Annotated in this window: 11 protein-coding genes and 2 pseudogenes; 6 read left to right on the forward strand and 7 right to left on the reverse strand. The window is 44.5% G+C overall.

The features are described 5' to 3' along the window. Positions 1 to 27: 27 nt before the first annotated feature. The 5 genes and pseudogenes from sucA to sdhC form a co-directional block, all read right to left on the reverse strand. Positions 28 to 2,850 (reverse strand): 2-oxoglutarate dehydrogenase E1 component, encoded by a 2,823-nt coding sequence (sucA, locus tag SWP_RS13260; protein WP_020913028.1) that lies wholly within the window; start codon positions 2,848 to 2,850, stop codon positions 28 to 30. Between the two features lie 204 nt (positions 2,851 to 3,054). Beyond that, positions 3,055 to 3,762, reverse strand: a complete 708-nt coding sequence (locus SWP_RS13265) for a succinate dehydrogenase iron-sulfur subunit (RefSeq protein ID WP_020913029.1) — start codon at positions 3,760 to 3,762, stop codon at positions 3,055 to 3,057. Positions 3,763 to 3,774: 12 nt separating this feature from the next. Further along, positions 3,775 to 5,542 (reverse strand): annotated as a pseudogene (gene sdhA / locus SWP_RS13270) (succinate dehydrogenase flavoprotein subunit). Then, positions 5,543 to 5,890 (reverse strand): succinate dehydrogenase, hydrophobic membrane anchor protein, encoded by a 348-nt coding sequence (gene sdhD, locus SWP_RS13275; RefSeq protein WP_020913031.1) that lies wholly within the window; start codon positions 5,888 to 5,890, stop codon positions 5,543 to 5,545. It abuts the pseudogene before it with no gap. After that, a complete protein-coding gene (gene sdhC / locus SWP_RS13280) occupies positions 5,884 to 6,279 on the reverse strand; it encodes a succinate dehydrogenase cytochrome b556 subunit (protein ID WP_143711248.1) in 396 nt (131 codons plus the stop codon). Before sdhC ends, sdhD begins: the two co-directional genes overlap by 7 nt. A gap of 410 nt (positions 6,280 to 6,689) precedes the next feature. On the opposite strand from sdhC, the gene SWP_RS13285 reads away from it, so the two are divergent. Then, positions 6,690 to 7,979, forward strand: coding sequence for a citrate synthase (locus SWP_RS13285; RefSeq protein ID WP_020913034.1), 1,290 nt, complete (start codon positions 6,690 to 6,692; stop codon positions 7,977 to 7,979). 263 nt (positions 7,980 to 8,242) lie between these two features. Continuing rightward, positions 8,243 to 8,404 (forward strand): annotated as a pseudogene (locus SWP_RS13290) (citrate/2-methylcitrate synthase); the annotation flags it as partial. A gap of 374 nt (positions 8,405 to 8,778) precedes the next feature. Here SWP_RS13290 and SWP_RS13295 read toward each other — a convergent pair. Together SWP_RS13295 and SWP_RS13300 are read right to left on the reverse strand one after the other, a co-directional pair. Continuing rightward, positions 8,779 to 9,183, reverse strand: coding sequence for a helix-turn-helix transcriptional regulator (locus tag SWP_RS13295; RefSeq protein WP_020913038.1), 405 nt, complete (start codon positions 9,181 to 9,183; stop codon positions 8,779 to 8,781). A 112-nt stretch (positions 9,184 to 9,295) separates the two neighbouring features. Next, positions 9,296 to 9,682, reverse strand: coding sequence for a VOC family protein (locus tag SWP_RS13300; protein ID WP_044556445.1), 387 nt, complete (start codon positions 9,680 to 9,682; stop codon positions 9,296 to 9,298). Between the two features lie 552 nt (positions 9,683 to 10,234). Here SWP_RS13300 and SWP_RS13305 point away from each other — a divergent pair. The 4 genes from SWP_RS13305 (at position 10,235) to SWP_RS13320 (ending at position 20,051) form a co-directional block, all read left to right on the forward strand. After that, positions 10,235 to 12,169, forward strand: coding sequence for a B12-binding domain-containing radical SAM protein (locus SWP_RS13305; RefSeq protein WP_020913040.1), 1,935 nt, complete (start codon positions 10,235 to 10,237; stop codon positions 12,167 to 12,169). A 445-nt stretch (positions 12,170 to 12,614) separates the two neighbouring features. Beyond that, positions 12,615 to 13,676: an efflux RND transporter periplasmic adaptor subunit gene (locus tag SWP_RS13310; RefSeq protein ID WP_020913042.1), complete on the forward strand. Its 1,062-nt coding sequence runs from the start codon at positions 12,615 to 12,617 to the stop codon at positions 13,674 to 13,676. A 13-nt stretch (positions 13,677 to 13,689) separates the two neighbouring features. Continuing rightward, a complete protein-coding gene (locus SWP_RS13315; RefSeq protein WP_020913043.1) occupies positions 13,690 to 16,983 on the forward strand; it encodes an efflux RND transporter permease subunit in 3,294 nt (1,097 codons plus the stop codon). Beyond that, positions 16,980 to 20,051: an efflux RND transporter permease subunit gene (locus tag SWP_RS13320; RefSeq protein ID WP_020913044.1), complete on the forward strand. Its 3,072-nt coding sequence runs from the start codon at positions 16,980 to 16,982 to the stop codon at positions 20,049 to 20,051. Before SWP_RS13315 ends, SWP_RS13320 begins: the two co-directional genes overlap by 4 nt. The last annotated feature ends 393 nt before the right edge of the window (positions 20,052 to 20,444 follow it).

Below are 20,444 nucleotides of genomic sequence, written 5' to 3' on the forward strand. Positions count from 1 at the left end.
ACGATCCTTTTTATATAATGTCTATTACTACAGCTTTAATGCGCTGCTAATTAACGATTCTTGTTGCTGAGCGTGCAATGCAGGGTAACCACATGCTGGCGCAGCTGAAGCTTCACGACCGGCATAACTCAGTTGAGCTCCTGCAGGTATTACGCTCCAGAAGTGATGCTGGCTACAATACCAAGCCCCCTGGTTCTGAGGCTCTTCTTGGCACCAAACGAAATCTTTAACATGGCTATAGTCAGCAAGTGCAGCGGCAGCTTCTTCATGTGGGAACGGATAAAGCTGCTCCACACGAATAAGTGCAACGTTGTCTTGGCCTTCTTTGCGACGACGTTCTAACAGCTCAAAGTAAACTTTACCGCTACAGAATACGACTCTGTCGACTTTACTCTTTTCTAGTTCATCAATTTCGCCGATAACATTCTGGAATGTCCCTTCAGCAAGCTCTTCCATGCTCGAAACCGCTAACGGATGACGAAGCAGTGACTTAGGTGACATAACCACAAGTGGGCGGCGCATAGGACGCACAACTTGGCGACGCAACATGTGATAAACCTGCGCCGGTGTAGATGGCACACAAACCTGCATATTATGGTTAGCACAAAGCTGTAAGAAACGTTCTAGACGTGCACTTGAATGCTCTGGACCTTGTCCTTCATAACCATGAGGTAATAGCATTGTAAGCCCACATAAACGGCCCCACTTTTGCTCACCTGATGACAAGAACTGGTCAATCACTACCTGTGCACAGTTAGCAAAATCACCAAACTGCGCTTCCCAAAGCGTTAGTCCACCAGGTTCTGCCGTTGCATAGCCATATTCAAATGCAAGCACTGATGCTTCTGATAACACAGAATCAGTCAGATCGATTGGACCTTGATCATCAGCGATATTACGCAGTGGCATGTAGGCCGTAGCGTCATTTTGATTATGCAAAACAGCGTGACGGTGGAAGAAAGTACCACGGCCTGAATCTTGGCCAGTAATGCGGATACGTTTCTTATCTTCAAGAATTGATGCGTATGCTAATGTCTCAGCAAAGCCCCAATCTAACAACTTCTCACCTGATGCCATCAATAAACGATCTTTATAGATTTTGGCAACGCGAGATTGCAGCTTATGGCTTTCAGGAACATAACTAATTTTGTCAGCTAGGTTCTTGATCCTGTCCATCGACATCTGCGCGTCGTAGTTATCATTCCACTCCGCGCCAATGTAAGGCGTCCAGTCGACGGAGTGTAACGTCATCGGACGCCACTCTTTAACGACACAATCACCATCATCTAACGCGTCACGATAAGCATTCACCATCGAGGTTACGTCATCGGCGCCCATTGCATTTTCTGCAATTAGCTTGTCGGCGTAGATCTTTCTTGGCGTAGGATGCTTCTTAATTTTCGCGTACATCAATGGCTGAGTCGCACTCGGCTCATCGGCTTCGTTATGACCATGACGGCGATAACAAACCAGATCAATCACCACATCACGCTTAAATTCGTTACGGTAATCAACGGCCAGTTGCGACACAAAAGCTACCGCTTCTGGGTCATCAGCGTTCACGTGGAAAATAGGGGCCTGTACCATCTTAGCGATATCAGTACAGTACTCTGTAGAACGAACATCTTCAGTTAAGTTAGTGGTGAAACCAACTTGGTTGTTGACCACAATGCGAATTGAACCGCCAACCTTAAAGCCACGAGTTTGTGACATGTTAAAGGTTTCTTGAACAATGCCTTGACCCGTTATTGCTGAATCACCATGAATGGTAATTGGCATCACTTGCAGGCCAGTATCACATTGGCGTCGATCTAAACGAGCACGTACAGAGCCAATAACCACTGGATTGACGATCTCTAAGTGAGATGGGTTAAAAGCAAGTGCAAGGTGGACATTTCCGCCTGGGGTTTCAAAATCAGATGAGAAACCTTGGTGATACTTCACATCACCACTGCCATTAAGCGCATCGCTGTGCTTACCAGCAAATTCATCAAACAGTTCTGACGGTTTCTTACCCAGAATGTTAACTAATACGTTGAGTCTACCGCGATGTGCCATACCGATAACCACTTCTTTGGTACCCGCATCACCTGCACGATAGATAATCTCACGCATCATAGGAACAAGCGCATCACCACCTTCCAGTGAGAAACGTTTTGCACCTGGGAACTTAGCACCAAGGTATTTTTCCATACCTTCTGCGGCATTAAGCCCTTCAAGAATTCGAGTTTTATCAGTTTTTGAGTAATTAGCAGAACCTAAAGATGGCTCAAGACGTTGCTGGATCCAACGCTTTTCATCTGTGTCCGTAATGTGCATATACTCAGCGCCAATCGAGCCACAATAGGTCGCTTTCAAGGCTTTAACCAGATCAACAAGCTTCATAGTGTCACCACCATGAGCAAATGAACCGGTATTGAATTCACGCTGCATATCGTCACTATCTAGACCATGGAAAGCAGGGTCTAATTCAGAAACGGTATCGCGTTTCCAAATATCTAGCGGATCCAAGCTCGCGTTCTGGTGACCACGAAAACGGTGCGCGTTAATTAGCTGTAGGACTTTAACTTGTTTTGCATCGACTTCATGATCGGTCACTTTTGGTGAGCCTTTCTGACGTCCGTCTAATGCAAGACTACGAAAATAGTCACGTACTTTAGAGTGGGCAGCTTCAGGCACTTCACTAGAGGTACCATTCACTAGAGGGAGGTTATCAAACACGACTCGCCAGTCTTCTGTTACTGACTGTGGGTCATCTTGATAGGCTTCATACATCTCTTCTACATAGGTCGAATTCGCGCCATTTAGATGAGACGATTCAAGCCAGGCTTTCATGATGCCTTGGTGCATTTCTATTCCTTTCAAACTTATACACGTGCTTAGCCAAAGTCATAAATACAGAACCTTCGAGCAAACCCAAATTTTCTGTAATCTCTGTAGCCCCTAGAGTTCCAGATTTATCTTTATATTGTCTTCCGTGACACAAAAAGAGTCACTTCCAATAAAGAAAGTGACTCTCATAGAGCTATATCAATATCGGCTCTTTAAACTGCATTAAACGGCTCTCTTCAGAAGCATAGACTTGATGTGTCCAATTGCTTTTGTCGGGTTAAGCCCTTTAGGACAAACATCAACACAGTTCATGATGCCGTGGCAGCGGAATACACTGTATGCATCATCAAGCTCCGACAAACGCTCTTCAGTCGCGGTGTCACGACTGTCGATCAAGAAACGGTATGCGTGTAGCAAGCCGCTTGGACCGATGAACTTATCAGGGTTCCACCAGAATGACGGACAAGCTGTAGAACAACATGCACACATAATACACTCATAGAGTCCATCTAAATGCTCACGCTCTTCAGGTGATTGCAGATGTTCACGCGCAGGCGTTTTTTCATCGTTAATCAGGTACGGCTTAATCTTTTCATACTGAGTGTAGAACTGAGTTAAGTCGACGATTAAGTCGCGCACTACAGGCATACCTGGTAGCGGGCGGATCTCAATCTTCTTGTTCTTGAAGGTAGAAACAGGCGTGATACACGCTAATCCGTTTTTACCATTCATATTCACACCGTCACTACCACACACGCCTTCACGGCATGAACGTCTAAATGACAATGTTGAATCTAATTCTTTCAGCTTCATCAGTGCATCAAGGACCATCATATCGGTACCTTCATCCACTTCTAAAGTGTAATCCTTCATGTATGGCTTAGTATCTACATCAGGATTGTAGCGATAAACTGCAAATTCCAATTTCATCGTCTCGACTCCTTAGTAAGTACGTTTGATAGGCGGGAATGCATCACGAAGCTTAGGCTCCATATTTACATCACGCTTAGTCATTAGCTCGGTAACTGGGTCATATACGCTGTGGCATAACCAGTTTTCATCATCACGGTCGAGGAAATCTTCACGTGAATGTGCACCACGACTTTCAGTACGGAAGTTAGCTGCGGTTGCAGTAGCAATCGCTGTCGCCATCAAGTTATCAAGCTCTAAACATTCAATGCGCTGAGTGTTGAACTCAGATGAATTGTCAGACAGCTTAGCATTCTCTAAACGAGTACGAATCGCTTTAAGTTCTTTAAGGCCTTCAGCCATTGCGTCGCCACTTCTAAATACTGAGAAGTTAAGCTGCATACAAAGCTGTAGATCTTTACGGATAACCGCAGGATCTTCACCGTCTTTGTTGCTTTCCCAGCGATTCAAACGAGCAAGAGATGATTCGATTTCAGCTTCAGATGCATCTTTTGGGTTAGGTGTCGCATCAAGTGCTTTACCTAAGTGTTGACCAGCTGCACGTCCAAATACCACTAAATCGAGCAATGAGTTACCACCAAGACGGTTAGCGCCGTGTACTGATACACAAGCAATCTCACCCACAGCGAATAAACCGACAATATCTTCTTCAGTACCATCGTCATTTTGACGAAGAACCTGACCACTGACTTTAGCTGGCAAGCCACCCATCATATAGTGACAAGTTGGCAATACAGGAATTGGACCATCAGCTGGATCGATATGCGCAAATGTACGAGACAATTCACAAACACCAGGAAGGCGTGCTTCTAGAGTTTCTTTACCTAAGTGATCCAGTTTTAATAAACAGTGCGGGCCTAATGGACCGTCAAGACCACGACCTTCGCGGATTTCAGTCATCATTGAACGCGCTACCACGTCACGAGATGCTAAATCTTTAGCGTTAGGCGCATAGCGCTCCATGAAGCGTTCGCCGTCTTTGTTAAGCAGGTATCCGCCTTCACCACGACAACCTTCAGTAACAAGTACACCTGCGCCAGCAATACCCGTTGGGTGGAACTGCCACATTTCCATGTCTTGCATTTGCACGCCAGCTCGCATCGCCATGCCAACACCGTCGCCAGTGTTAATGTGTGCGTTAGTGGTAGATGCGTAAATACGCCCTGCTCCACCCGTCGCTAGAATGGTTGCTTTTGCTTTAAAGTAAACGATTTCGCCAGTTTCAATTTCGATTGCAGTACAACCAACAATGACACCGTCTTCGTTTTTAACTAAATCGAGTGCGTACCACTCAGAGAAAACCTCAGTCTTATGTTTAACATTCTGCTGGTATAAGCAATGAAGAAGCGCGTGACCAGTACGGTCAGCCGCTGCTGCGGTACGTGCAGCTTGCTCGCCACCAAAGTTTTTAGACTGACCGCCGAATGGGCGTTGGTAAATAGTACCGTTTTCGAAGCGAGAGAAAGGTAGGCCCATCTGCTCTAATTCGATAACCGCTTCCGGTCCGGTTTTACACATAAATTCGATAGCTTCTTGGTCACCGATAAAATCAGAACCTTTCACAGTATCGTACATGTGCTGTTCCCAGTGATCTTCATGGGCATTACCCAGCGCTACGGTGATACCGCCCTGGCGCAGATACTGTATGAGAACGAGTAGGGAAAACTTTAGATAATAGCGCGCAGCTCTTACCTTCTTTAGAAATTTGTAGTGCCGCGCGCATACCTGCGCCACCAGCGCCGATAACAACCGCGTCAAATTCGCGAACTGGAATACCCACTTAAACACCCCACACTATCAAAATGCCTGCTGCCAAATAAGAAAAGGCTGCTACGACAAAAACAAACTGAAGTACACCACGTAGAGACACACACTTAACGTAATCGGTAAGTACCTGCCAAATACCAATCCATGCATGGACTAGAATCGCAACCAGTGCGAGAAGTGTGAAGACTTTCATTGGCAGAGCACTGAACAATCCGTGCCATGCATCATAAGTCAGTGGAGAGCTACATGCGATAAAACCAACCATAAAAATAGTGTAACAGGCTAGAATTACTGCACTTGCACGTATAAGAATAAAGTCATGGACACCGCTGCGACCAAGACTTGCTGCATTTGTTACCATACCCAAATCCCCGCAATGATTGAAAACACTACTGACAATGCAATAGCGACTTTAGCTGAAGCTAATCCTGAAGAGAGTTCTTCCCAGTAACCGGCATCCATCACTAAGTGGCGCAAACCCACTATCAAGTGATAACCCAGTGCAGTAAGAATTCCCCAAACGATAAACTTAACGATAAAGCTATCAAAAAGAGATTGGACGCCAGCAAAACTTTCCGCGGATGCTAATGACTCATTAAGCAACCAGATAAGGATACCGACAGCAAACAACATAATAACGCCCGATACACGATGTAGGATGGACGCGATGGCCGTTGCAGGAAACTTTACAGTCTGCAGATCTAAATGGACAGGTCTTTGCTTTTTCACGTTCTGCTCACTCTGCTCAATTGAGCTAATTTTTGTTATACGAACCGCTTCTGCTTGGATCTTCATCCGTGAACTAGGTCACAGTTTACGCCCTTCACAAAAGAAAACTTTAAACAAACATTTAACAGTTTAGTGAGCACTAATTAAGTATGTAAAAAAGTGATAACTATTCGCTAATGTCTGCAGCTCATCTGAGCCGCAGCAAGTATACGTGGGTGAAATGTCAAATACAAACATCACATTATGGAAATATAGTTTTTTTGGTAAAAAAATCTGCCAAGTGGCTGTTGCAACAAGTGGTTACACTTGAATAAGACCATGGTCTAAGAAATTTAAACGCTTATTTAAATTGAAATGTGACCCAGATCCACTGTAAAGTATTGGCGTTTGATAAGCCGCACTCAATAAGAATGAAGTAAGGAGAATGGGGTATGGCTGAAAATATAGCCAAGTTAGAACTACCAGGGAATGATTCAATCGATTTGCCGATCAAAAAAGGAACGGCAGGATTTGATGTAATTGACATCAGTAAACTAGGTAGCAAAGGGCACTTTACCTTCGATCCAGGATTTCTCGCAACAGCCTCCTGTGAATCAGCAATTACTTATATCGACGGCGCACAAGGGATCCTGCTTCACCGCGGTTACCCAATTGGCGAGCTGGCCGTAGATTCTGATTACTTAGATCTATGCTATTTGTTGCTTTACGGAGAGCTTCCGAACAAAGCACAGTACGACACTTTCGTACACACAGTTAAAAACCACACTATGGTGAATGAGCAACTTGCAGCCTTCTTCAGAGGTTTCAGACGTGATGCTCACCCAATGGCGATGCTATGTGGTGTTACAGGTGCCCTGTCGGCATTCTACCAAGACTCTTTGGATGTGAATGACGAACGTCACCGTGAAATTGCAGCCTTCCGTTTGGTTTCTAAGATGCCGACTATTGCTGCGATGTGTTACAAGTACTCTATCGGGCAACCGTTTGTATACCCACGTAACGATTTAAGCTACGCAGGTAACTTCCTAAGCATGATGTTCGCAGTGCCATGTGAAGAGTACAAGGTTAACCCTATCGTTGAACGTGCAATGGATCGTATCTTTATCCTACATGCCGATCACGAGCAAAATGCATCAACTTCAACAGTACGTTTAGCAGGTTCATCTGGGGCTAACCCATTTGCTTGTATCGCAGCAGGTATCGCCTCTCTTTGGGGACCAGCCCATGGTGGTGCGAACGAAGCTTGCTTAAACATGTTAGAAGAGATTGGCAGTGTTGACCGTATTCCAGAGTTTATTGCACGTGCGAAGGATAAAGAAGATCCTTTCCGTCTAATGGGCTTTGGCCACCGTGTTTACAAGAACTTCGACCCTCGTGCAAAAGTGATGCGTGAAACATGTCATGAAGTTCTAGCTGAGCTGAACGTAAACGATCCATTGTTAGATGTTGCAATGGAACTTGAACGTATTGCACTTGAAGACGAGTATTTCGTCTCTAAGAAACTATATCCAAATGTTGATTTCTACTCAGGGATCATCATGAAGGCTATTGGTATTCCAACTAGCATGTTCACTGTGCTGTTCGCCCTAGCGCGTACGGTCGGTTGGATTGCACATTGGAAAGAGATGCTAGATCAGCCTGGTCACAAGATCAGCCGTCCGCGTCAGCTTTATACCGGTGATGCAGAGCGTAGCTTTGTCGCAAAAGATAAACGCGGCTAATAGCCAGTTTCTTTATACTAAAAGGCACTCATTGAGTGCCTTTTTTATTGGCTAACATAGCCATGTTCACCCTGTTATGGTTCGCCCTTGCGCGTATAGTCGGTTGGATTGTACATTGGAAAGAGATGCTAGATCAGCCGTCCGCGTCAGCTTTATACCGGTGATGCAGAGCGTAGCTTTGTCGCAAAAGATAAACGCGGCTAATAGCCAGTTTCTTTATACTAAAAGGCACTCATTGAGTGCCTTTTTTATTGGCTAACATAGCCATGTTCACCCGGTTATGGTTCGCCCTTGCGCGTACGGTCGGTTGGATTGCACATTGGAAAGAGATGCTAGATCAGCCTGGTCACAAGATCAGCCGTCCGCGTCAGCTATACACGGGTGATGCAGAGCGTAGCTTTGTCGCAAAAGATAAACGCGGCTAATAGCCAGTTTCTTTATACTAAAAGGCACTCATTGAGTGCCGTTTTTATTGGCTAACATAGCCATGTTCACCCGGTTATGGTTCGCTATAGCGCGCAGTCGGTTGGATTGCACATTGGAAAGAGATGCTAGATAAGCCTGGTCACAAGATCAGTCGTCCGCGTCAGCTTTATACCGGTGATGCAGAGCGTAGCTTTGTTGCTAACGACAAACGCGACTAATAACCCAAATTAGTCGTTGTTCTTTAGTATTGACTGGATAAATATATGCTCGTTTTAGCATCCGCTTTACCATGCTTAACAGCGGTAGCATTAAGCCTTTTACCTTTTCAGAACCCCACAGATTCTCCATTTAAGACCCACTGATAGACAAATGGTTACTCCTTAATATTCTTATAAAAATCTTTAAACTCCCTCGGAGAATAACCAGTACTCTTTTTAAATGTACTAGAAAAAGTTGCCAAACTTTCATAGCCAACTTTGTAACAGCTTTCTGTTATTGAAAGACCCTCTTTAAGAAACAGTTTGGCTTTTGAGATCCGCATATCTCTCAAGAAACTTCGAGGTGTGATGCCGTAAACCTGCTTAAACACTCGAACATAATGAAATCGAGACATAAAAGCCGCTTCGGCTAGATCGTTTAGCTCAATTTTTTCGGAGTAATACGTTTCCATGAACTTCTTCGATTGTCGAATAAGCATAAATTGTTTGGCAGGGAGTGATATATCCCGATGCAAACGATCAAGCTCTAATTCATAGAATGTCTTAGGGGGAGACGGCATATCAAATCATCAGAATATTAAGCGGATGCATTTTATACTAACATGAAATCAAACATAGCGGTTTTGGTGATACCTTTGATACCACCTTTTATCCATATGTATGACTAAAACGCTACAGCTGCTGCATCAATTGAATAAAGTTACCACAGGTATCATCAAGGACTGCAATCATGACATTGCCAGCTTCTCTTGGGGTTATTGAAAAATGAACGCCTAACTCTGAAAGCCTTTGGTACTCTTTATTAATGTCATCAACGGCAAACGATGTCCACGGGATCCCCGCTTCTTTTAGGGCATTCTGGTATTGTTTAGCTGGCTCAAAAGCCATTGGCTCAAGTAGCAATTCAACACCAGATTGTTCTTGAGGAGACACGACTGTTAGCCATTTATACTCTCCTACAGGTACATCAGTTTTCTTAATAAACCCTAGTACATTGGTATAGAAGTCAAGTGCTGTGTCTTGATCTTCCACCGGTACACTTGTCACGCATATTTTCATTAATAATGACCTTTGTTGTTTGCAATAAACATATAGTAGCCAAGCTTTGGCGAAAAAACTTATTCTACCTTGCTTGAAATGACGACGTTTTAGGGTCATATCACCAGATTTAGCCATGCATTTAGTGCTCAAAATGGTGACTAATTTACTGAAGTAGGCAAATTATCACCTACTTCCCAAGTAAAATTAAAAATTATCGATGCCTAATAGCACGGTTTTTGGCATTTTTATTTACGCCATATAGAGTGATGTTGCTCACTTTTAATAATACCTGTTTAAACACAGTACAAGCTCAATCTACATGAGCATAGCTCAACCAGCTTTAACTTAAAGCCTACTCACTTAGGGCAGGAGCACACTCACAGATATAAAATGGACATATGCTGCGCATTCTGGTGTTAAGAAACGTCTGTTATTGGCTAATTTACGGGTTTTTATCTACGGCATTTGTTAGAATCGCCTGTTGATTTATGGCAGTCCTATTCATTGCCATACTTAATGACTCTTGGGCATGACTCAAAGAAACTAAGTTTTACTAATTAAAGGCAGGCTATGACCGTTCTTCTAATGACCCCTCCGATGACACAGCTCAATACGCCTTATCCGGCAACGGCGTATTTAACGGGATTTTTACGTTCCCAAGGCTATGAGGCGGTGCAGCGAGATCCTGCTATTGAACTTTTCTTAGAGATGATGACGGCCCCTGCACTAGAAATCATTCGCCAACATGTAGAAGAAAACTTCGAGCATTTTGAAGATAATGAACTGCCTGAAGCTATTTTTAATTTTTTAGCCGAGTTTGACCGCTATCACCTTACCGTTGAGAGCGCTATTCGGTTTTTACAGGGTAAAGATCCAAGCCTTGCGATGCGAATTAACTCGCGTCGTTTTCTACCGGAAGGTCCTGCATTCGATGCTATCAGCCAAATGGAAGCTGTATCCGGCGATGTGTTACAAGCAGCCTTTGGTAACCTCGGTGTGCAAGATAAAGCTAAATACCTGGCAACGTTATTTATTAACGATCTGTCGAGTGTTATTACTCAAGGTGTTGACCCTTACTTTGAAGTGAGCCGCTATGGCGAACAATTAGCAGCTGCCAACCCAAGTTTTGACAACCTTTATGACACCTTAATGGGTGAGCCGAGTTTTAGTTCGGAGATCTTAGAGCAGCTAGTCGAGCATTATTTGGAAGAAACTCAACCTAGCGTTGTGGCGCTTACAGTGCCCTTCCCTGGCAATATGCTTGGTGCGCTGCGCATTGCGCAGACCTGTAAAGCCATTAACCCTGACATCCCTATTGTGGTCGGCGGCGGCTTTATCAATACTGAGCTGCGTGCTCTTAAAGATCCTCGCGTGTTCGAGTTTATTGATTTTATCTGTCTTGATGACGGTGAGCGCCCTTTTATTACCTTGCTGGAATATTTTCAAGGCCAACGTGAAGTGGATGATCTAGTACGCACCTATTTTCTTGCCGAAGATGAAAATGGTGAGCCTTATGTCCATTTCAATGAGAATGACCAACTACAAGATATTCCACAAACAGAAGTTGGAGCACCAGTATACGATGGCCTGCCACTAGAAGATTACCTATCGCTATGCGAAATGCTTAACCCAATGCACCGCATTTGGAGCGATGGGCGTTGGAATAAACTCACCATTGCCCATGGTTGTTACTGGCGAAAGTGTAGTTTTTGCGACGTTAGCCTAGATTATATCGACCGTTTTGATGCCGCGAGTGCTGATGTTCTAGTCGATAGAATTGAGCAGCTTATTGAAGAGACTGGCGAGACTGGTTTTCATTTTGTCGATGAGGCACTGCCGCCAAAACTATTATTTACTTTTGCTAAAAGACTCATCGAACGAGGAGTTGTGATCAGTTGGTGGGGCAATATCCGTTTTGAACGCACCTTTAGTGAAGCACGCTGCCAGCTATTAGCAGATTCGGGCTGTATTGCGGTCAGTGGTGGTCTAGAGGTCGCATCAGATAGACTATTAAAGCTGATGAAAAAAGGGGTCAGTGTTGAACGAGTGGCGCAAGTCACTAAAGCTTTCAGTGACGCCGGTATTTTAGTACACGCTTACCTGATGTATGGCTTCCCAACTCAAACTGAGCAAGAAACCGTTGACTCGCTAGAAATGGTTAGACAGATGATGCAGCAAGGCTGCTTCCAATCCGCCTACTGGCACCGCTTTGTGGCGACCATTCATAGCCCTATTGGTTTAAACCCTGAAAATTTTGGTATTACCCTTGCTGAGAGACCAGAGATTTTATTTGCTGAAAATGATGTCGATTTTACCGATCCAACCGGCACCAATCACGACATGCTTGGCGAAGGCCTAAGAAAAGCTATCTATAATTATATGCACGGCATTGGTTTTGATCAGCCGATGAGCTTCTGGTTTAATCAAGATGTTAAACCAACCAGCATGAGAAAAGACTTTGTTTCAAGAGCGGTAAGTAACCTCATCACCTGCAATAATGGCTAAGCAGCACAAAGCAATCCAATAGCATTTACCGCTATAAAGGCCACTTTTTATTGCACTAGAAAGTGGTCAAATCATTTAATTTTTTTGAATATTACACCTTCCGCCACCTTTTACTCGATTGAAAAAGTGCACACCTTTATTTAACAACACTAATTTTCGCTCTACATGGCCGCTATAAGCTGAAATCAACCGCGAACACGCTGCATAGTCTGCGTTCCCAAGTCAATATCAAGCTTGATATCTTTGACTACCTCCTACAGCAAGTCAGTTCCACTACAAATTGTTAAAAACCGCAACAATTAAACCTTTTCACTACATTTGTTAATCAAACAACCAACCCAAGCATCACAAGTAAGTATAAGACACTGTATTTAAAGGAATATAAATATTGGCACACATAATGCTTTGTAACGGGGAATGAAACAACTTAAATGGGTTTAAAGACATGGAAGCACTTAATAACAACAAAATCATCCTACCAATCATTCTTGCTGCACTACTTTCTGCATGTGGTGCAGAAGAAGAGGCAAAGGAAGAAGAAAAATATGCCGTCCCAGTAGAAACCGCAACCGTTATCCAAGGCGACGTATCCTCTTTTTACAGCACTACCGCGACACTTGAAGCGCCTGAAGAGGCAAAAGTCGTTACTCGTGTTGCTGGACTTATCCAATCCATTAGTGTTGAGGAAGGTGACCGCGTTACTAAGGGGCAACTACTTGCAGTTATTGACTCTAAAAGGCAAAAATTTGATTTAGACCGCTCACAAGCGGAAGTTGAAATTATTGAGCAAGAGCTTAATCGTCTCAAAAAAATCAGCAATAAAGAGTTCTTCAGTGCCGACTCCATGGCAAAACTTGAATACAACCTGCAAGCGGCTATGGCTAAGCGTGATTTAGCGGCTCTTTATGTGCAAGAAAGCATGATCCGTTCACCGATTGACGGCGTTATTGCAACTCGATTCGTTAAGTCTGGCAACATGGCTAAAGAGTTTGATGAGCTTTTCTATATCGTCAATCAAGATGAGCTATACGGCATTGTGCATCTACCCGAGCAGCAATTGCAACATCTTCGCTTGGGCCAAGATGCGCAGATTTTTGCTAATAAACACACTCAAGACACCACCCACGCAACAGTTTTACGTATCAGTCCGATTGTTGATGCTCAAAGCGGTACTTTTAAAGTGACGCTGTCAGTCCCCAACCAAAAAGCCACGTTAAAAGCTGGCATGTTCACCCGTGTTGAACTGCGTTATGACACCCACAATAACGTCATTACCGTGCCTTATAATGCGCTTGTTAATCAAGACAATGAGTTTGCGCTATATGTCATTGACGGCACTAACGCTAATCGACGTACAGTGACCTTAGGTTACCGTGAGGCTGATACAGTTGAAGTTGTGGCAGGTATAGAGCCAGGAGAACAAATCGTTATCCGCGGTCATCAAAATCTTAAAGATCAGTCACTGGTTGAAGTGATCGGTTCATTAGATATTGCATCAGCTAAATAGACCGGAGCGCGCTATGTCGATAATAAAAACCTCGGTAAACCGTCCTGTCACAGTGTGGATGTTTATGTTTGCCGTGATTCTCTTTGGTATGGTCGGGTTTTCACGCCTTGCGGTGAAACTACTGCCTGATTTAAGTTATCCAACCATTACGATTCGTACTCAATATGTGGGTGCAGCACCCGTTGAAGTTGAACAGTTAGTCTCAAAACCCATCGAAGAAGCGGCTGGAATTGTCAAAGGCTTACGTAAAATAAACTCTATCTCTCGTTCAGGTATGTCTGATGTGGTGCTCGAATTTGAGTGGGGTACAGATATGGATATGGCCAGTCTCGATGTGAGAGAAAAGCTTGATACCATTGAATTGCCGCTGGATGTAAAAAAACCATTACTGCTGCGCTTTAATCCAAACCTTGATCCCATCGTTCGCCTTGCGCTCTCAGTTCCAAGCGTTGACGGTGATGTGGCTACATCAGCAAGCAATAGCGATCTTAAGCAGATGCGTACCTATGCGGAAGAGGAGCTTAAAAGACAGCTTGAGTCTCTATCGGGCGTGGCAGCTGTACGGCTATCTGGTGGGTTACAGCAAGAGGTACATATACTGCTCAACCAGCAAAAGCTGACTCAGCTTAACTTGAGCGCAGATCTCATTCGCAGCCGTATTGCAGAAGAGAACATTAACCTTTCCGCCGGTAAAGTTATCCAAGGCGATAAAGAGTATTTAGTTAGAACCCTAAACCAATTCAACTCGCTTGAAGAACTGGGACAAATTGTTATTTATCGTGATGCACAGACCTTAGTCAGACTCTTTGAAGTTGCTGAGATTGTCGACGCTCACAAAGAGCGCAACGATATTACTCGTATAGGTGACAGAGAGTCGATTGAGCTCGCCATTTACAAGGAGGGTGATGCTAATACTGTCGCTGTGGCACGTAAAGTCACAGAGGAGATCAGCAAACTTAATAAAAACAGTCCAAAAGCTGAACTGCAGGTTATTTATGACCAATCAGAATTTATCGAAAGTGCCGTAAATGAAGTCACCTCAGCAGCGCTTATCGGTAGCTTACTGTCTATGTTAGTTATCTATCTATTTTTACGAGATATTATACCGACACTGATTATCTCAATCTCTATTCCTTTCTCTGTTATTGCTACCTTTAACATGATGTATTTTGCCGATATCAGCCTAAACATCATGTCTCTTGGGGGAATTGCGCTAGCCGTCGGTTTATTAGTTGATAATGCCATTGTAGTACTTGAAAATATCGACCGCTGTAAATCACTGGGTATGAATAAACTCGATGCAGCTGTAACGGGGACGAAAGAAGTATCGGGGGCTATTTTTGCTTCGACATTGACAACGCTTGCGGTTTTCGTGCCTTTAGTGTTTGTTGATGGCGTTGCAGGTGCGCTTTTCTCTGACCAAGCTCTAACCGTCACCTTTGCGCTATTGGCATCACTTTTTGTCGCACTGACCACGATTCCAATGCTTGCATCACGTGAAGGTTTTAAAGCACTACCGCCGCTTATGGCCAAAACAGAGAAACAAAAGCCAGAAACCAAGCTTGGTAAGCTTAAGCATTACAGCGCTACCGTGTTCTCGTTCCCATTCGTATTGCTATTTAACTATCTACCGAGTGCCCTGTTAGCGCTAGCACTGATTATTGGCCGCAGCCTTTCTTGGCTTGTCGGGCTGGTTATGCGTCCACTAAGTAGTGCCTTTAATTGGGTCTATAGTGTGCTTGAGAGTGGCTATCACCGCTTATTAGCTGGAGCGCTTAAATTTAGAGTGTTGACCTTATCCATTGCTATCGCCATTACAGCTGGCGCAGCCCTGTTGGTGCCTAGACTCGGTATGGAGCTTATTCCACCGATGAACCAAGGTGAGTTCTATGTCGAAGTGTTACTACCACCTGGAACTGAAGTATCAGAAACCGATAAAGTTCTGCGTACACTGGCACTGTCTATTAAAGACCGAGCAGATGTTAAGCACGCTTATAGTCAAGCGGGAAGCGGCGGATTGATGACATCTGACACCTCACGAGGCGGGGAAAACTGGGGGCGTCTGCAAGTTGTGTTAGCCGATCACAGTGCATTTGATGCTGTCACTCAGAAACTACGCTCTACAGCGATGCGGATCCCAGAGCTTGAAGCTAAAATTCAGCACCCTGAGCTGTTTAGCTTTAAAACTCCATTGGAGATAGAGCTGGTTGGTTACGATTTGGCACAGCTTAAATCCACTGCAGATAACCTAGTGGACGCACTATCTGATTCTGACCGCTTTGCAGACATCAACACCAGCCTAAGAGATGGACAGCCAGAACTGAGTATTCGATTTGATCATCAACGTTTAGCGGCCTTGGGCATGGATGCACCGTCGGTTGCTAACCGAATCGCACAGCGCATCGGCGGCACCGTTGCTAGCCAATATACAGTCCGTGACCGTAAAATCGACATTTTGGTACGCAGTGAACTTGATGAGCGCAACCAAATTAGTGATATCGATTCGATGATTATTAATCCAAACAGTAGTCACCCGATTTCACTCAGTGCTGTCGCAGATGTCAGCCTAAAACTTGGCCCATCGGCGATTAATAGAATTAGCCAACAGCGAGTTGCGATTGTGTCTGCTAACTTAGCCTATGGTGACTTGAATGACGCAGTATTAACAGCACGTGACATATTAGCTAATCAAACACTGCCGACTTCGATTCAAGCTCGATTTGGCGGCCAGAATGAAGAGATGGAGCATTCATTCCAGTCATTACAGATTGCCTTAGTGCTGGCAGTGTTTTTGGTTTACCTCGTCATGGCTAGCCAGTTTGAATCTCTATTACACCCGCTACTCATTCTTATCGCTGTACCAATGGCGGTTGGTGGCAGTATTTTAGGACTTTACATTACCCAAACACATTTAAGTGTGGTGGTATTTATTGGACTGATTATGCTGGCCGGTATTGTGGTTAACAATGCAATTGTACTCGTCGATAGGATTAATCAGCTACGTCAATCGGGGCAAGATAAGCTAACCGCAATCACCAACGCCGCCGAGTCACGCCTGCGCCCTATCATCATGACCACGATGACAACGGCTCTGGGTCTGTCTCCTATGGCACTTGGATTAGGTGATGGCAGTGAGGTACGGGCACCAATGGCCATAACTGTTATTTTTGGCCTATCGCTGTCAACGTTACTTACTCTAGTGGTGATCCCAGTGCTCTACGCGCTATTTGACCGCAAAGATTATGCAAACAATGCAGTAGAGCAGGAAAGTGCTAATGAGCCCGCTATCGAAGGGGGTCAAGCATGAACATCACCCGCCTAGCTATCGCACGGCCAGTCACCACGGCGATGTTCTTTGTCGCCATATTACTATTCGGCCTCGCCTCTAGCCGCTTGTTGCCATTAGAGATGTTTCCAGGCATTGATATTCCACAGGTTATTGTAGAGGTGCCATATAAGGGTTCAACACCTTCTGAAGTCGAGCGTGACATCACTGCGGTTCTCGAAGAGACATTAGCCACTATGGGCGGCATTGAAGAGCTGCGTTCAAGCTCTTCACAAAATGGCGCCGAAATTGAGCTAAGAATGAAGTGGGGAGAAAATGTTGCCACTAAAAGCTTAGAAGCGCGTGAGAAAGTGGACTCTGTTCGTCATCTACTTCCTAAAGATGTAGAAAGGGTATTTATCAGGCAGTTTAGCACCGCCGATATGCCAGTTCTCAATTTGCGAATTTCGAGTGATAGAGAGTTATCAGGCGCTTTTGACTTATTAGATAAACAGCTAAAAAGACCACTTGAACGTGTTGAAGGTGTATCTCAAGTTACTCTTTATGGTGTTGAGCAAAAGCAGATAGAGATCCGTATCAATGCTGACAAACTGGCCGCCAGTAATATCTCGATTAGAGAATTGACACGCCGTATGCAACAAGAGAACTTTGTCATTAGTGCTGGCGTGTTAAAGACAGATTCCCGAGTCTATCAAGTGTCGCCTAAAGGAGAGTTTAGGAATCTCGATGAAATAAACTCGCTAATATTGACCCGAGGAATTACCCTCGGTGATATAGCAACAGTGAGTTTCTCGTTACCTGAGCGTTTAGATGGTCGCCACCTAGACCAAAACTATGCGGTAGGACTCGATGTATTTAAAGAGTCCGGCGCAAACCTAGTTGATGTCTCTACGCGGGTATTAAAAGTGATTGAAAACGCCAAGCAAGATCCTCAGTTTCAAGGCGTTAAGCTGTTTGTGATGGAAGACCAAGCGTACGGTGTGACCTCATCATTACGCGACTTGCTAACCGCGGGCTTGATTGGTGCCCTACTCTCTTTTGTGGTGCTGTATCTGTTTTTGCGTAACCTTAAGATGACCTTGGTCATCGTATCATCGGTACCGATTGCCATCTGTATGACGCTTGCTGCTATGTACCTACTCGGTTACAGCTTGAACATCCTTTCTATGATGGGGTTATTACTCGCCGTCGGTATGCTGATTGATAACGCTGTGGTCGTCACTGAAAGCGTACTGCAAGAAAAGCAGCTGCAAAAGTCAGATCCAAGCGCCAAGAAAACTAAAGCTGGTGATAATAGCGCGATACTAAACGGTGTTGATAAAGTGTCGTTGGCAGTACTAGCAGGTACCTTGACCACTGCTATCGTTTTCTTACCTAATATTTTTGGGGTGAAGGTTGAGCTAACTATCTTCCTTGAGCATGTCGCAATTGCTATCTGTATTTCCCTGGCGGCATCACTATTAGTGGCCAAGACGCTATTACCACTGATGCTTAGTAAAATGGAGTTCAACCTGCCGGAAAAAGTGCACATAAGTACGTTACAACAGCGTTATCTTAATAGTCTTAACTGGATACTATCCAAACCAAAAACCTCTGGGGTTATCGCATTAATTTTACTTGGATCTACCGCACTACCCCTATCAATGGTGAAACAAGACCAATCTGATGGCGAAGGCAACAACCGCCTTTACATCAATTACCAAGTTGAGGGGCGCCATAGCCTAGATGTCACCGAGAAGATGATCGACAAAATGGAGGATTATCTATACGCCAACCAAGACAAATTCTACATCGACTCGGTTTATAGCTACTTTTCTGCAGACAGAGGTCAATCGACCTTACTGCTAAAAGAAGATATAGAGATTGATATGAAAGCCTTGAAAAAAATGATCCGTGAAGGTTTCCCAAAATTTGCTATTGCGAAACCGCAATTTGGCTGGGGCGGAGAAAATAACGGCATTCGCATCTCTCTCACAGGGCGCTCAACCACTGAGCTCATTCATATCAGTGAGCAAGTGATCCCATTGCTTAGTGCTGTTGAAGGGCTAACCGATGTCCGCTCGGAGCTCAGCGGTGCACAACAAGAGGTGGTGATCCGAATTGACCGTGAAATGGCGGCAAGGCTCGATCTTAAATTGAATGAAGTGGCATCAAGTATCTCTATGGCACTTAGAGGCTCTCAACTGCGCTCATTCCGTCATGATCCAAATGGAGAACTTCGGATAGAAATGGCCTACGAGCAACAATGGCGCTTGTCACTGGAGAAGCTGAAACAGCTGCCTATCATCCGTATCAACAATCGCGTATATACGTTAGACAGTCTGGCTAATATCGAGATCCAACCTCGATTTGACACGATTCGCCATTACGACAGGCAAACCGCGTTATCGATTGGGGCCAACCTCGATGACCTCACCACCGAAGAAGCGCAAGAAAAGATCACCCAAGTCATGGAGACGATTAATTTTCCTGCTGGCTATGGCTATTCACTACGTGGAGGTTTCCAAAAGCAAGATGAAGATGAGGCGGTCATGGCAACCAACATGATTTTAGCTATCGCAATGATTTATATAGTGATGGCAGCATTATTTGAGTCACTACTGTTACCCACAGCGATTATCACCTCCATCCTATTTTCGATTACGGGGGTATTTTGGGCACTGCTATTTACCGGCACCCCAATGTCGATTATGGCAATGATAGGGATTTTGATCTTGATGGGGATTGTGGTCAACAACGGTATTGTATTGGTTGATCAAATAAACCAACTTAACCCTGAGCTCGACAAATTATCAGAAACCATCAGTCGAGTGTGTAATACCCGATTACGTCCTGTATTAATGACGGTGGGCACCACAGTATTAGGTCTGGTTCCGTTAGCAATGGGCGATACTCAGCTAGGGGGCGGCGGCCCGTCATACTCACCGATGGCGATTGCAATTATTGGTGGACTAACGTTCTCTACCGTTACCAGTTTATATCTGGTACCACTGTGCTACCAAGCGCTATATAGAATGCGTCATCAATCTGCCATTCGCCTCGGACAAGCAGATCGGTTTTCACGTCGCATGCTACCTTGGATGAACTAGCCAAACAGATAAGTACTTAACTTAAAAAATCGAGCCTTTTCACGGCTCGATTTTTTGTTCGCGACGCGCTCAATCAAGCCTTAGCTGTCATAGCAATCTCTGAAATTACCCCATCGCTTAATCCACCAAACTGTTCTTGTTTCTAAGCCTGAGGGCCGTTGATCTATACCGGTTGTTTTTGCCGCAATTTATTCGCCATTTTGGCAAGGCCAAGCTTAAGCGGTTTAGTTATTTTCCACTAAAACCTACCACTTAATAAAAATTGCCAAGAAGCGCAGCCCTTCAGATAAATACTAAGCTCCCACCCTAATAACGATTACAAATCACCCACTTTAAAAACCTAAGTGTCGCAATCATTCGACCTTAGGAAAACCCTATCAGCACAAATGTTAC

Origin of the sequence: Shewanella piezotolerans WP3 (assembly GCF_000014885.1) — a bacterium.
Classification (GTDB): Bacteria; Pseudomonadota; Gammaproteobacteria; order Enterobacterales; family Shewanellaceae; genus Shewanella; species Shewanella piezotolerans.

Coding starts and splice junctions, on each gene's coding strand:
- sucA (WP_020913028.1), bottom strand. CDS start 2,850: ATGCACCAAGGCATCATGAAAGCCTGGCTTGAATCGTCTCATCTAAAT.
- SWP_RS13265 (WP_020913029.1), bottom strand. CDS start 3,762: ATGAAATTGGAATTTGCAGTTTATCGCTACAATCCTGATGTAGATACT.
- sdhD (WP_020913031.1), bottom strand. CDS start 5,890: ATGGTAACAAATGCAGCAAGTCTTGGTCGCAGCGGTGTCCATGACTTT.
- SWP_RS13285 (WP_020913034.1), top strand. CDS start 6,690: ATGGCTGAAAATATAGCCAAGTTAGAACTACCAGGGAATGATTCAATC.
- SWP_RS13295 (WP_020913038.1), bottom strand. CDS start 9,183: ATGCCGTCTCCCCCTAAGACATTCTATGAATTAGAGCTTGATCGTTTG.
- SWP_RS13300 (WP_044556445.1), bottom strand. CDS start 9,682: ATGAAAATATGCGTGACAAGTGTACCGGTGGAAGATCAAGACACAGCA.
- SWP_RS13305 (WP_020913040.1), top strand. CDS start 10,235: ATGACCGTTCTTCTAATGACCCCTCCGATGACACAGCTCAATACGCCT.
- SWP_RS13310 (WP_020913042.1), top strand. CDS start 12,615: ATGGAAGCACTTAATAACAACAAAATCATCCTACCAATCATTCTTGCT.
- SWP_RS13315 (WP_020913043.1), top strand. CDS start 13,690: ATGTCGATAATAAAAACCTCGGTAAACCGTCCTGTCACAGTGTGGATG.
- SWP_RS13320 (WP_020913044.1), top strand. CDS start 16,980: ATGAACATCACCCGCCTAGCTATCGCACGGCCAGTCACCACGGCGATG.